Annotated in this window: 12 protein-coding genes; 6 read left to right on the top strand and 6 right to left on the bottom strand. The window is 60.9% G+C overall.

The annotated features are described in order from the left end of the window. Window positions 1-76 precede the first annotated feature (76 nt). A complete protein-coding gene (locus GIW69_RS08810; RefSeq protein ID WP_236481805.1) occupies window positions 77-736 on the top strand; it encodes a DedA family protein in 660 nt (219 codons plus the stop codon). Here GIW69_RS08810 and GIW69_RS08805 read toward each other — a convergent pair. Beyond that, on the bottom strand, window positions 717-1,952 hold the full coding sequence (locus GIW69_RS08805) for a sterol desaturase family protein (RefSeq protein WP_236481804.1): 1,236 nt from the start codon (window positions 1,950-1,952) through the stop codon (window positions 717-719). The genes GIW69_RS08810 and GIW69_RS08805 overlap by 20 nt on opposite strands. Window positions 1,953-2,067: 115 nt before the next feature. Between GIW69_RS08805 and elbB the strand changes: the two genes are divergently transcribed. Further along, a complete protein-coding gene (gene elbB / locus GIW69_RS08800; RefSeq protein ID WP_236481802.1) occupies window positions 2,068-2,736 on the top strand; it encodes an isoprenoid biosynthesis glyoxalase ElbB in 669 nt (222 codons plus the stop codon). Window positions 2,737-2,776: 40 nt separating this feature from the next. Here elbB and GIW69_RS08795 read toward each other — a convergent pair whose 3' ends face one another. Continuing rightward, the gene (locus GIW69_RS08795) at window positions 2,777-3,232 is read right to left on the bottom strand and encodes a YaiI/YqxD family protein (protein ID WP_236481800.1); all 456 of its coding nucleotides are present in this window, start codon (window positions 3,230-3,232) and stop codon (window positions 2,777-2,779) included. A 101-nt stretch (window positions 3,233-3,333) separates the two neighbouring features. Further along, window positions 3,334-5,229, bottom strand: a complete 1,896-nt coding sequence (locus tag GIW69_RS08790; RefSeq protein ID WP_236481798.1) for an FTR1 family protein — start codon at window positions 5,227-5,229, stop codon at window positions 3,334-3,336. Window positions 5,230-5,627: 398 nt separating this feature from the next. Here GIW69_RS08790 and GIW69_RS08785 point away from each other — a divergent pair, with 398 nt between their 5' ends. From GIW69_RS08785 to GIW69_RS08770, 4 genes are read left to right on the top strand one after another with little or no spacing between them, the layout of a single operon-like run. Continuing rightward, window positions 5,628-7,022 (top strand): COG3014 family protein, encoded by a 1,395-nt coding sequence (locus tag GIW69_RS08785; RefSeq protein ID WP_236481797.1) that lies wholly within the window; start codon window positions 5,628-5,630, stop codon window positions 7,020-7,022. A 15-nt stretch (window positions 7,023-7,037) separates the two neighbouring features. Then, a complete protein-coding gene (locus GIW69_RS08780; protein ID WP_236481796.1) occupies window positions 7,038-7,412 on the top strand; it encodes a YcfL family putative periplasmic lipoprotein in 375 nt (124 codons plus the stop codon). Window positions 7,413-7,448: 36 nt separating this feature from the next. Then, the gene (lpoB, locus tag GIW69_RS08775; RefSeq protein ID WP_236481794.1) at window positions 7,449-8,036 is read left to right on the top strand and encodes a penicillin-binding protein activator LpoB; all 588 of its coding nucleotides are present in this window, start codon (window positions 7,449-7,451) and stop codon (window positions 8,034-8,036) included. A gap of 3 nt (window positions 8,037-8,039) precedes the next feature. Next, window positions 8,040-8,783 carry a penicillin-binding protein activator LpoB gene (locus tag GIW69_RS08770; RefSeq protein ID WP_236481793.1) on the top strand — a complete coding sequence of 248 codons (744 nt, stop codon included), beginning with the start codon at window positions 8,040-8,042 and terminating at the stop codon, window positions 8,781-8,783. 122 nt (window positions 8,784-8,905) lie between these two features. Here the strand turns inward: GIW69_RS08770 and rhtB are convergent, their stop codons facing one another. The 3 genes from rhtB to GIW69_RS08755 all read right to left on the bottom strand — a co-directional run bounded on the left by rhtB (window position 8,906) and on the right by GIW69_RS08755 (window position 12,180). Beyond that, on the bottom strand, window positions 8,906-9,538 hold the full coding sequence (gene rhtB, locus GIW69_RS08765) for a homoserine/homoserine lactone efflux protein (protein ID WP_236481791.1): 633 nt from the start codon (window positions 9,536-9,538) through the stop codon (window positions 8,906-8,908). A gap of 150 nt (window positions 9,539-9,688) precedes the next feature. Beyond that, window positions 9,689-10,270: a mechanosensitive ion channel family protein gene (locus GIW69_RS08760; protein ID WP_236481790.1), complete on the bottom strand. Its 582-nt coding sequence runs from the start codon at window positions 10,268-10,270 to the stop codon at window positions 9,689-9,691. Continuing rightward, complete coding sequence (locus GIW69_RS08755) at window positions 10,270-12,180, bottom strand: ATP-binding cassette domain-containing protein (protein WP_236481788.1); 1,911 nt, start codon at window positions 12,178-12,180, stop codon at window positions 10,270-10,272. Before GIW69_RS08755 ends, GIW69_RS08760 begins: the two co-directional genes overlap by 1 nt. Window positions 12,181-12,189: the final 9 nt, after the last annotated feature.

Here is a 12,189-nt window from a genome sequence, read left to right as displayed (position 1 = left end):
TCGAGACACATCTCGACACTTTCCTGAATGTGTCCGAAGGGTTAGGCTGCGCGTTCATTTCGCCAGCACCCAGACAATGCTCCAACAATTTCTGCATGACTTCGGCTACTTTGCCCTGTTTCTCGGCACGTTTTTCGAAGGCGAAACCATCCTGGTGCTCGCGGGCTTTCTCGCGTTCCGCGGTTACATGGATATCAACATTGTCGTGGTCGTGGCGTTCTGCGGCAGTTATGCCGGCGATCAGCTGTGGTACTTCCTGGGGCGCAAGCACGGGCGCAAATTGCTCGCACGCAAACCTCGCTGGCAACTGATGGGCGACCGCGCGCTGGAACACATCCGCAAGCATCCGGACATCTGGGTGCTGAGCTTTCGCTTCGTCTACGGTTTGCGCACGGTGATGCCGGTGGCCATCGGGCTGTCAGGTTATCCACCGGGACGCTACTTGCTGCTCAATGGTATCGGTGCGGCAATCTGGGCGACGGCGCTGGCCGCTGCGGCCTATCACTTCGGCGCAGTGCTGGAAGGCATGCTTGGCAGCATCAAGAAGTACGAATTGTGGGTGCTTGGCGCATTGCTGGTGCTTGGCGTCGGCCTGTGGCTGCGCCGACGCTTCAAGAATGCCCGGCTGGCGAAGAAGATTTACGAAGACGAGCAGATCGCCAAGGCTGCCAAAGCCGAGCAACTGCTGAAGGCCGAAGCAGCCAACCCGGCCGATCCTAAGACGCCAGCCGAGTAAACCGTTGTCGGCGCCAATACAAGCCGATGCCGCTGAGCAGGCTGTAACTGAGCAGACCGATCCACGCCAGCGGGCTGGCCGGCCATAGCCCGACCAATGGCGCCAGCCACACCAGCGGCAGGTTAGACACTAGCCGCAACAGCTCAAGCCGCAACGCCCACGGGCGATTCTCCAGGGCCACGCCCAGCACGAACAGCCCCAACGCCACCGCACCCCAACCGAGCACCAGCGCGGCGGTTGGCAGATCCCGCTCCCAATTCATCAGATAACTGCCCAGGGCGATATAGACGCCGAATTGCAACATCACGTACCCCTGCTGGCGACGGTCGATCGGCACCTCGAACTTGCGGAACTGGCTCAGATCCGGCTTGCTCATGGGGTATTTCGCCGCCACGTCCGCCGGCCGCCAACCGGTGCGCATGAACCAGATCCGCAGCTTGTCCCACTTGCTGTCGGCACGCCGGGCGTCCTCCCACAATTGCGCGTAGAACTGCACGTTTGCCCATAGCGGATTCCAGCTCGCCAGCGGCGTGGTCACGCCAAAAATCACCGGTTCGTTATCGTCCTCTTCCTGAAATGATCCGAACAGTCGATCCCAAATAATGAACACCCCGCCGTAGTTGCGATCCATGTAGAGAGCGTTCTGTGCATGGTGAGCCCGATGATTGGACGGCGTGACGAAGAACCATTCGAACCAGCCGAGCTTGGGAATGTGCTTCGTATGTACCCAAAACTGATACAGCAGATTGAGCGCGGCCACGCTGACAAACACCAGCAGCGGCACGCCGAGCACGGCCATCGGCAGGTAAAAGATCCAGTTCAAAAGGAAACCGGTGCTGGTCTGGCGCAGCGCCGTGGAAAGGTTGTAGTCCTCGCTCTGGTGATGCACCGAATGCGCGGCCCAGAGAATGTTGCGCTCGTGGCCCATGCGGTGCAGCCAGTAGTAGCAAAAGTCGTAGAGGACGAAGGCGAACACCCAGACCCAGACGCTGTCCGCCGGCAAACTGACCAGCGCCAGATGTTCAAGCGCAAAGGCGTAAGTCAGCAGCCCGACGCCTTTGGTCAACAGGCCCGTAGTGGTCGACAACACGCCGGTGCTGATGCTGTTTATTGCATCGGCCAGCCGATAGTTGCTCACCCCGCGCCAACGGTCGGCGAGCAGTTCTATGGAGATCAGCACGAAGAAAAATGGCACCGCATACAGAATGAAGTCCATGACAAACCCTGACCGGAATCTTGAGGACAGATCCTAGGTGTAGCTGCGAATTATCCCTATGGCAACGAGTGACAAATTAGTGGACATTTAACGCCATGAATCCGGAGAAAAGCCCATGAGCAAAAAAATTGCAGTGATCCTTTCAGGCTGCGGCGTGTACGACGGCGCCGAGATCCACGAAAGCGTCATCACCTTGCTGCGCCTCGACCAGCGCGGCGCCCAGGTGCAGTGCTTCGCCCCGAACATCGCGCAGTTGCATGTGATCAACCACCTGACCGGTGAAGAAATGCCCGAGTCGCGCAATGTGCTGGTGGAATCGGCGCGCATCGCTCGCGGCGAGATCAAGGACATCCGCGAAGCCAGCGTCGAGGACTTCGATGCGTTGATCGTGCCGGGCGGCTTCGGCTCGGCGAAGAACCTGTCGAACTTCGCCGTCGAAGGCGCCGGTTGCACGGTTCAGCCAGACGTCCTCGCCCTGGCCGAAGCCTTTGCCGAAGCAGGCAAACCCGTGGGACTGATGTGCATCTCGCCAGCGCTGGCGGCAAAAATCTACGGCCCGGGCGTGACCTGCACCATCGGCAGCGACGCCGAAACGGCGGCGGCGATGAACAAGATGGGCGCGACCCATGAAGAGTGCGCTGTCACCGACATCATCGAAGACAAGGCGCGCAAACTGGTGAGCACCCCGGCCTACATGCTGGCGCAGAGCATCAGCGAGGCGGCGTCCGGCATCAACAAGATGGTTGACCGGGTGCTGGAACTGACCCACGAAAACGACGCCTGACGTTTCCCGCTGAGCGTTCCCATGCTCCGCGTGGGAACGATCAATGCGCGCGAGATAACCGCGTCAGGATCCGATCCAGCGCGTTGGCAAACGCCTGCTTCTCACGATCACCAAACGGCGCCGGCCCCCCGCTCATCTGGCCTTGCTCACGCAGGTCAGTGAACAGATTACGCACCGCCAACCGATCGCCCATGTTCTGCGCATCGAACTCTTTGCCACGCGGATCCAGCGCCGCCACGCCCTTCTTCACCAACCGGTCTGCCAGCGGCACGTCGCTGCAGATCACCAGTTCGCCGGGCACGGCGTGTTCGACCAGATAATCATCCGCCGCATCCGGGCCGCTCGGCACCACGATCAGCTTGACGATGGCCAGCCCCGGCTTGATCTGCGGCTGCCCGGCCACCAGCACCACTTCGAACTGACGCTTGAGGGCGAACTTCACCACCAGATCCTTCGCCGCCCGGGGGCAAGCGTCGGCATCGATCCATACACGCATTTTCAAACCTCCAAAAACTTCGCGAGCAGGCTCGCTCCCACAGGTTAACCGTAAACCCTGTAGGAGCGAGCCTGCTCGCGAATATGAGCGCAGCGGATGCTTTACGCGGTTACCCGCCGTTTCTCAACCATCCGACTGCGCCCATACAACACGACGATCGCCACAATCGCCACCGCCTGCGCCGTCAACGAATACGCATCGGCATGAATCCCCAACCAATCGAACTCGAAGAACGCCACCGGCCGCGTGCCGAAAATCCCCGCCTCCTGCAATGCCTTCACGCCGTGCCCGGCAAAGACCACCGACAGCGCACACAGCAGCCCGGCGTTGATGCTGAAAAACAGCGTCAACGGCAGTTTCGCCGAACCGCGCAGGATCACCCACGCCAGACCGACCAACAGCACCAGTGCCGTGGCGCCACCGGCCAATACCGCGTCGTGCCCGGCAGGGCCGGCCTGCAACCACAGGGTTTCGTAGAACAGGATCACTTCAAACAATTCGCGATACACCGAGAAGAACGCCAGGATCGCAAAGCCGAAGCGTCCGCCGCCGCCAACCAGGCTGCTCTTGATGTAATCCTGCCAGGCAGCCGCGTGACGACGGTCATGCATCCATACGCCGAGCCACAACACCATCACGCTGGCGAACAGCGCCGTGGCGCCTTCGAGCAATTCACGCTGGGAGCCGCTGACGTCGATCACATACGCCGCCAGCGCCCAAGTGCCGAGGCCGGCCAGCAGCGCCAGACCCCAACCGACGTTGACGCTGCGCACCGCCGACTGCTGGCCGGTGTTGCGCAGGAACGCAAGAATCGCCGCCAATACCAGAATCGCTTCTAGACCTTCGCGCAGCAGAATCAGCAACCCGGAGATGTAACTCAGCGACCAGCTCAAGCCATCGCTACCCAGCAGGCCGGCAGATTCAGTGAGTTTGGCTTTCGCCGCGTCCAGACGTTGCGCCGACTCTTCCACCGACAGGCCGTCCTGCAACGACTGCCGATACGCCATCAGGGATTTCTCTGTGTCTTTGCGCACGTTGGCGTCGACGTTATCCAGCGAACTTTCGACCAGTTCGAAGCCTTCCAGATACGCAGCAACGGAGAGGTCATAGGCCTGATCGCGGTCACCGGCGCGATAAGCGGCGAGGCTTTTGTCCAGCGTCGAGGCGGTGTAATCGAGCAACTGCGCCGGGCCACGCTTGACCTGTGGCGGCTGCGCCCGTTGCGCACGGAACGTCGCGGCAGCCTCGGGACCTTCAGCAGCCTGCACTTCGGCGGGCGTCTGACGCGCGAGGTCGGCGATGTCGTAGGTTTTCGCGGATTTGGCTGCTGCGACATCAGCGCTGAAACCGGCGATGTAGGTCGCCAGATCCCAACGCTGACGATCATCCAGCTGATCGGCGAACGCCGGCATATCGGTGCCTTCGACACCCTGGCCCAGCGTGTTGTAAATCGCGTAGAGGCTCAGATGGTCGAGTCGCGTCGCATCACGCAGGTTGGCCGGCGGTGGCGTCAGGCCGACACCCGCCGGGCCATCGCCGGCACCGCTGTCACCGTGGCACACCGAGCAGTTTTGCGCATAGAGCGGCGCGCCACGGGTTGCGTCCGGGGTGATGATCGGCGCCTGGCTGACTTCATAAGCTACCGCCAATTGCGCGCCGAGTTGCCGGGCCTGCCGAGCGACGTCGGCGCCGTCCTGCCTGGCCGCGATGCCCGCGTGCAAAGCAACGACGCCCTGTTCCAGCCCGGCCTTTTCCGCTTTGCCCGGCATCGCCGCGATCAAACCTTTCAACACCTGGACGAACTCCAGTTGCTCGCGGTATTCGGCCTCATCAACCACCTTGCCCGCCTGCACCGTGGCCGGGTAATCCGCGCTGATGTAATCGAGCAAGTGCAGCGCTTGCGGAGCGCCTTCCACGGTATCAGCCAGCAGATTGAAGCTGCTCAGGGCAAAAAACGGGAGCACCAGCCAGGCCAGGAAACGGGACGAGGCAATCATGAAGAGTTCTCAAGGGGGAAATACGAAGTTACATATTGTTCACTTCGCAGACGTTTCCCTCAAGCCTTGTCGACTTTTCGCACTGAATTGGCACGGTGCAATCGTCACACTTCGCAAAACGCCAGTGGATGTCCGGGCCTTGATAGCCGTCATGCACTCGACCATTTGAAAAGCCACAGCGTCGTGCCGTAATGGCACCTCCCTGACTTGTGAAATTAAAAAGCCATTACATAGCCATCACCTCTTGCTTATAATGCCGCGCCCGCGCCTTGGCGCCGGGGCATCAAAGCTCCTCGGGTTTCGAGGAATTGGCAGGAGGCCAACGCCACTGTCGATGGGTCACATCAGCCCGACCAGCATTCCCGGCTGCAATCATTACTCATGGAAGACGTACCCCCATGGCATTCCGCGCCCCTACCCTGATCGCGCTCAGCGCTGTCACCTTGTTGTCCGGCTGTTCGGCGTTTCGCAACTACGATTCCGAACTGGCGCAGACCAATCAGCAACTGGCCACCGGCAACGTTGACGCCGCTCTGACCTTGCTGGAAAAGAACAACACCGGTACCGACAAAGACCTGCTCTATTACTTCGAGAAAGGTGAGCTGCTGCGCGCCAAAGGTGATCTGTCCGGCAGCCAGAGTGCCTGGGGCAGCGCCGATCAGGTGGTGGGTCAGTGGGAAGATTCGGTCAAGCTCGACACGGGTAAATACCTGGCTCAGTTCGGCAGTTTCCTGGTCAACGACAAGGTGCGTCGCTACGAAGGCTACGACTACGAAAAAGTCATGCTGACCACGCAGATGGCCCTGAACCTGCTGGCGGTCAACGACTTCGACGGTGCCCGCACCGCGATCAAGAGAACTCACGAACGCGAAGCAGTGATCGCCGACCTGCGTGACAAGGAGTACCTCAAAAGCGAAGAAGAGGCCGAGAAAGAAGGCATCAAGACCGAGTACAAAGACCTGCAAGGCTACCCGGTCGCCAGCCTCGACGCGCCGGAAGTGGTCGGCCTGAAGAACAGCTATCAGAGTGCTTTCAGTCATTACCTGGCCGGCTTCGTTTATGAAGCCTTGGGTGAAAAAGACCTCGCCGCACCGGGTTACCGAAAGGCTGCCGAACTGCGTCCGAACACGCCGTTGCTGGAGCAGGCACTGGCCAACCTCGACAAGCCGGCCAAGTCCGATGACAGCGACATCCTGATCGTGGTGCAGAGCGGCCTCGCGCCAGCCCGCGATTCGATCCGCATTCCGCTGCCATTGCCGATCTCCAACAGTGTGGTCATCACCCCGTTGTCGTTTCCGGTCATCAAGCCCGACACCACCACCGCGCCGTTCGCGCAGATTGGCGTCGATGGCAAGCAACTCGACCTGACCGCCCTCAACAGCACCACCGCCATGTCCCGCCGCGCCCTGCGCGATGACATGCCGGGGATCATCCTGCGCACGACGGTGCGGGCGATCACCAAAGGCGTGGCGCAGAAGAAAATCAACGAAACCAACCCGCTGGCGGGTCTGGCAGTCGGTATTTCTTCAGCGGTGCTCGAAGGTGCCGATACCCGTACATGGCGCACCCTGCCGGACAACACCCAGGTCGTGCGTCTGCGCTTGAAGAAAGGTGAGCACCAAGTCACCCTGCCGAGCGCCGTGGGTGGCTCGGTGGTGAAAGTCACCGTTGACCAGCGTTATCAGGTGATCAGCCTGCGCGCCGTGGGCAACCAGGTGTTCGCCAGCGGCATCGCCGCCCACGTGATCCCGAGCGCCAGCCCGACCGCCGTGGCCAGCCTCAAACAACCTTAAGAACGGAGTCTTTGCATGCGTTTCAAACTCATCGCCGTCGTCGCCCTCGCCTTGCTGGCGAGCGGCTGCGCCACCCCGCCGCCACCGGAGCCCGGCACCGCCGCGAGCAAGGTCGTGGCCATGGGCAAACTGAAGAACATCGTGGTCGGCGCCATGCGCGTCGCCCGGGAAAACGGCTTCATGACCGTCAATGCGCAGCTGAGCAACACCAGCTACAACAACAAGACGTTCTACTACCGGTTCGCCTGGCTCGGCCCTGAAGGTTTCCCGGTTGCCGAAGAAGAAGTCTGGAAAAGCCAAATGATGTACGGCGAACAGACCAGCTTCATCCAGGCCATCGCCCCGACTGCCAAAGCCGTGGATTTCCGTCTGGAAATCAAGACGCCTTAAGCCCGACACCCCCTTTCAGTTTCAGAGAGCACTCCCATGTTTGCACGCTTTTCCTGCATCGCTGTCATCGCCCTGCTGGCCTCCGGTTGCGCTAACACTTCGCCAACCCTGGGCAGCAAGAACATCAGCTACGGCGACACCAAAGCGGTTGAAACCGTGACCAACGAATTCGGCTCGACCGACCTGCAAATGATCGCCGAGTCGATGACCCGCTCCCTGGCCCAGTCCGGCATCCTGCAGGGCCGTCCGGTGGTTCAGGTCTATGACGTGAAGAACAAGACCAGCGAGTACATCGACACCCGCGAAATCACCACCAGCATCAAGACTCAGTTGATGAAAACCGGTGCTGCCCGTTTCGCCAGCGACAACACTGCCATGCAGAGCCAAGTTGACCAGCTCAAGCTGCAAAACCAGAGCGGTCTGTACAAGAAAAGCACGGTGGCCAAGACCGGCAACATGATTGCCGCCAAGTACCGCATCGAAGGTTCGATCAGCTCGATCGTCAAGCGCAGCAGCGATTACAAGGACGTCTTCTACAAGTTCAGCCTGCAATTGATCGACGTCGAAAGCGGTCTGGCCGAGTGGATGGACGAAAAAGAGATCCGCAAAACCACGGAGCGTTAATCAATGCGCACATGGATCGGCATGATGGCCCTGGCTTGCGCCTTCAGCGCGCAAGCGGCCCCGAAGGTCGCGGTGACGGATCTGGCGTACCAGGAACGCGTGGAGCAATACATCCACATCGTTTCGGCGCAGAGCAGTCATCGCGAGGGTTACTACACCTCCAGCGGTTCTTCGAGCTACAACGAGATCGAAGCCACGACCAGCTACATCGAGCAGACCGAACTGCGCAAATTTACCGGCGACATCAAGGGTGAAATCCTGCGCACCGGCATGTTCCAGTTGATCCAGGGCACGCCGTACACCGCCTCGTCCAAGGGTGACGTCTTTGATGTGATCAAGCGGATCAAGGCGGGCAACTTCAAAGGTGCGGACTACGTGCTGTTCGGCACCGTGTCGGACATCGACTTCACCCGGGACACCAACGAACTGGCCAACACCGACAGCTACTCGGCGGTGCTGGGCCTGACGCTGGTGGCGGATTTCAGCCTGATCAACACCAAGACCTTCGAAATCACCTCGGCCTTCACGGCGATGGGCGAAGGCCAGGACACCAAACTGGTGAATGGTCGCGACATCCGTATCTCGCTAAACCGTCCTCGGGTCGTGCGTGACGTGTCCAAGGCCCTGGGCGAAGACGTCGCCGCGCAACTGAGCCAACAACTCGGTGGCGGCGGTTACGAGCAGCCTCGCGAGGCACCGCAGCGCAACAACCTGCCGCGTGATACGGCGCCGGTGATTTTGCGCTGATCGCTGGAAGCTGATCATTCCCACGCTCCGCGCGAGAATGCATCCCGGGACGCTCCGCGTTCCAAACGGCAGTCATGAAAAAGGCGACCTGAAGAAGGTCGCCTTTTTTCTGCCCGCTGAATTTACATCGGCGCCCTGCGCAGCGTCGCCATGAATGCCGCCGCGCCGATGAACAGCCCGGCAAACGTGCGGTTCATGCGTTTCTGCTGTTTGGGGGTGCGCAACAGCCGCAGCACTTTCGACGCCAGCCCGGTGTAACCGGCCATGACGATCAGGTCGACAAACACCATGGTGACGCCAATCACCAGGTACTGAATCAACAGCGGCGCGTGCGGGTTGATGAACTGCGGCAGCACGGCGAGCATGAACACCAGCGCCTTGGGGTTGCTGACATTCACCAGAAACCCACGAAACACCAGCGCAAGCGGTTTGCCAATCGGGCGCACTGCCGCGTCATCGCTCATGTCGCTGGGCAGCGCGCGCCATTGTTTGATTGCCAGGAAAACGAGATACGCCACACCGAACCATTTGATCGCATGGAAGGCTGTGGCCGAAGCCGCGAGGATCGCGCCGACACCGGCGCCGACAATGGCAATCTGCAGTGCCAGGCCCAGTTGCAGACCGAGGGCGTTCCAGTAACCGCGCCAGAACCCGTATTGGAGACCGCTGGACATCGACGCAATGGCGCCGGCACCCGGAGAAAGGCTGATCACCCAGCAAGCGGCGAAGAACGCCAGCCATGTTTGAAGCTCCATCGCACACCTCGGCTTGGATACTGACAGACAGGCGTACACGCTAATCCGGTGCGTAGCAAAAAGCAAAAGATCGCAGCCTTCGGCAGCTTCTACAGAAACACGCCCCCTACAGGAGCTGCCGCAGGCTGCGATCTTTTGATCTTGAAAAATCTACTTCTCAAACCCGCTCGACGGGAAAACATCCGTCCCACGCCAACGCCGCACCGAACGCTGAAAAAACAAACTGTTCGGCACCTGCACCATGGCGCTGCCCGTCCCCAGTTCTTCCGCCTCGATCAACGTGGTGTAAAGCAGATTGATCGCGATCACCCGCCCTTTCACGCCAGGCTTGTCGGTGGTGTCCACCAACTCGACCACATCGCCGAGACGAAACGGGCCGACGGTGAAAATCAGAATCGCGCAGAGCAGGTTCGACAGTACGCTCCATATGGCGAAGAACGCGACCGCCGCCACCGCGACGAATCCGGACAACGCCGTCCACAGCACCGTGGCCGAAACGCCGAGACGCCCGAGGACAAAAATCAACGCGCTGCCCATGATCAACCAGCGCAATCCACCGCGCAGCGGCATCAGCAACTGCGGCGGAAACGGATAACGCTCGCCCAGCCGGGTCAGCCCGTTGGCGACGAAACGCTGGGTCAGATAACCCGCCAGCAGGATCAACAGAATCTGCACGCCGAGCCAGATCGGCTCGACCCAGACTGCCGGCAGCGGTAGCGTAAACGCATCCATCAGGACAACGCCTCCAGCTCCGCCTGCATGCTTTCCAGCGTTTCCAGCGCCTCCATCCAGGCCTCTTCCAGCTCCGCTTCACGAACTTTCAGTTTCGCCTGTTCGGCCAGCAGGTCGCGCAGTTCGTTCTTGCGCGCCGGCTCATAAATGTCGCTGTCGCCGAGGCTGGCATCGACCTTCGCCAGTTTCTCATGCAGCTTGCCCAGTTCGGCTTCGAGCTTGTCGGCTTCGCGCTTGTGCGGGGCCAATTGCTGACGCAACGCAGCGGCAGCCTGACGCTGGGCTTTTTTGTCGGTCTTGTCCGGGTTCACCGGGGTGTTGCTGACCGGGGCATTGCGCTGACGGTATTCCACCAGCCAGCGCGCGTAGTCTTCGAGGTCGCCATCGAATTCTTCGACCTTGCCGTCGGCCACGAGGAAGAAGTTATCGGTGGTGCTTTTGAGCAAGTGCCGATCGTGAGAGACCACCAACACCGCGCCGCTGAATTCCTGCAACGCCATGGTCAGCGCCAGGCGCATTTCCAGATCGAGGTGGTTGGTTGGTTCGTCGAGCAGCAACAGGTTCGGGCGCTCCCAGGCGATCAACGCCAGGGCCAGACGCGCTTTTTCGCCACCGGAGAAATTCAGCACCGGCTCATCGATCCGCGCCCCCCGGAAATCGAAGCCGCCGAGGAAATCGCGCAGGGTTTGCTCACGCTCACCCGGCGCCAACCGCTGCAAGTGCAGCAACGGGCTGGCCTTGGAGTCGAGCGAGTCAAGCTGATGCTGCGCGAAGTAACCGACCACGGTGTTCTCGCCACGGGTCAGGCGCCCGGCCAGCGGACTGAGTTCGCCGGCGAGGTTTTTGATCAGCGTCGATTTACCCGCGCCGTTAGGGCCGAGCAGACCGATCCGCGCGCCGGGGGTCAATTGCAGCTTGACCTTCTCCAGCACGGTTTTGTCGCCATAACCCAGGCGCGCATCGGACAGGTCGATCAGCGGGCTGGAGATCTTGGTCGACTCGCGGAAGACGAAGTCGAACGGCGAATCGACGTGGGCCGCCGACAGCTCTTCCATGCGCTCCAGAGCCTTGATCCGGCTCTGCGCCTGACGGGCCTTGGTGGCCTGGGCCTTGAAGCGGGCGATGTAGCTTTCCATGTGCGCACGTTGCGCCTGCTGCTTCTCGTAGGCCTGTTGCTGCTGGGCCAGACGTTCGGCACGGGCACGTTCGAATGCGCTGTAGCCGCCGCGGTAGAGAGTCAGTTTGCGCTGATCGACATGGGCAACGTGATCGACCACTTCGTCGAGGAAATCCCGGTCGTGGGAAATCAGCAGCAAGGTGCCCGGATAGTTTTTCAGCCACTCCTCAAGCCAGATGATGGCGTCGAGATCCAAGTGGTTGGTCGGTTCGTCAAGCAGCAACAGGTCCGACGGACACATCAAGGCCTGCGCCAGATTCAGACGCATCCGCCAGCCACCGGAGAAATCTCCTACCTGACGATCCATCTGCTCATTGGTGAAACCGAGGCCGGCGAGCAATTTGCGCGCACGCGCATCAGCCGTGTATCCGTCGGCGCTGTCGAGCTCGGCATGCAGACGGGCCAATGCGGTGCCGTCGTGAGCCTCTTCGGCCGCTGCAAGGTCGCGCTGCACTTCGCGCAGGCGCAGGTCGCCGTCGAGCACGTAGTCGACCGCCAGGCGCTCAAGCGTGTCGACCTCCTGGCGCATGTGGGCGATCCGCCAATCGGCCGGCAGCAGGCAGTCACCCGAGTCTGGGTGCAGTTCACCCCGAAGCAAGGCGAACAGGCTCGATTTGCCGGCACCGTTGGCGCCAATGAGACCGGCTTTGTGGCCGGCGTGCAGGGTCAGCTCGGCGTCTTCTAGCAGACGTTGCGGGCCACGCTGTAAAGTGAGGTTCTGAAGTCGGATCATAATGGCGGC

The organism is Pseudomonas syringae, from assembly GCF_021605415.1.
Taxonomy (GTDB): Bacteria; Pseudomonadota; Gammaproteobacteria; order Pseudomonadales; family Pseudomonadaceae; genus Aquipseudomonas; species Aquipseudomonas syringae_S.
This window is presented reverse-complemented; position numbering and strand designations above follow the sequence as displayed.

Excerpts from the sequence above, each read along its gene's own strand:
- GIW69_RS08810 (WP_236481805.1), top strand. The coding sequence starts at position 77 with ATGCTCCAACAATTTCTGCATGACTTCGGCTACTTTGCCCTGTTTCTC.
- GIW69_RS08805 (WP_236481804.1), bottom strand. The coding sequence starts at position 1,952 with ATGGACTTCATTCTGTATGCGGTGCCATTTTTCTTCGTGCTGATCTCC.
- elbB (WP_236481802.1), top strand. The coding sequence starts at position 2,068 with ATGAGCAAAAAAATTGCAGTGATCCTTTCAGGCTGCGGCGTGTACGAC.
- GIW69_RS08795 (WP_236481800.1), bottom strand. The coding sequence starts at position 3,232 with ATGCGTGTATGGATCGATGCCGACGCTTGCCCCCGGGCGGCGAAGGAT.
- GIW69_RS08790 (WP_236481798.1), bottom strand. The coding sequence starts at position 5,229 with ATGATTGCCTCGTCCCGTTTCCTGGCCTGGCTGGTGCTCCCGTTTTTT.
- GIW69_RS08785 (WP_236481797.1), top strand. The coding sequence starts at position 5,628 with ATGGCATTCCGCGCCCCTACCCTGATCGCGCTCAGCGCTGTCACCTTG.
- GIW69_RS08780 (WP_236481796.1), top strand. The coding sequence starts at position 7,038 with ATGCGTTTCAAACTCATCGCCGTCGTCGCCCTCGCCTTGCTGGCGAGC.
- lpoB (WP_236481794.1), top strand. The coding sequence starts at position 7,449 with ATGTTTGCACGCTTTTCCTGCATCGCTGTCATCGCCCTGCTGGCCTCC.
- GIW69_RS08770 (WP_236481793.1), top strand. The coding sequence starts at position 8,040 with ATGCGCACATGGATCGGCATGATGGCCCTGGCTTGCGCCTTCAGCGCG.
- rhtB (WP_236481791.1), bottom strand. The coding sequence starts at position 9,538 with ATGGAGCTTCAAACATGGCTGGCGTTCTTCGCCGCTTGCTGGGTGATC.
- GIW69_RS08760 (WP_236481790.1), bottom strand. The coding sequence starts at position 10,270 with ATGGATGCGTTTACGCTACCGCTGCCGGCAGTCTGGGTCGAGCCGATC.
- GIW69_RS08755 (WP_236481788.1), bottom strand. The coding sequence starts at position 12,180 with ATGATCCGACTTCAGAACCTCACTTTACAGCGTGGCCCGCAACGTCTG.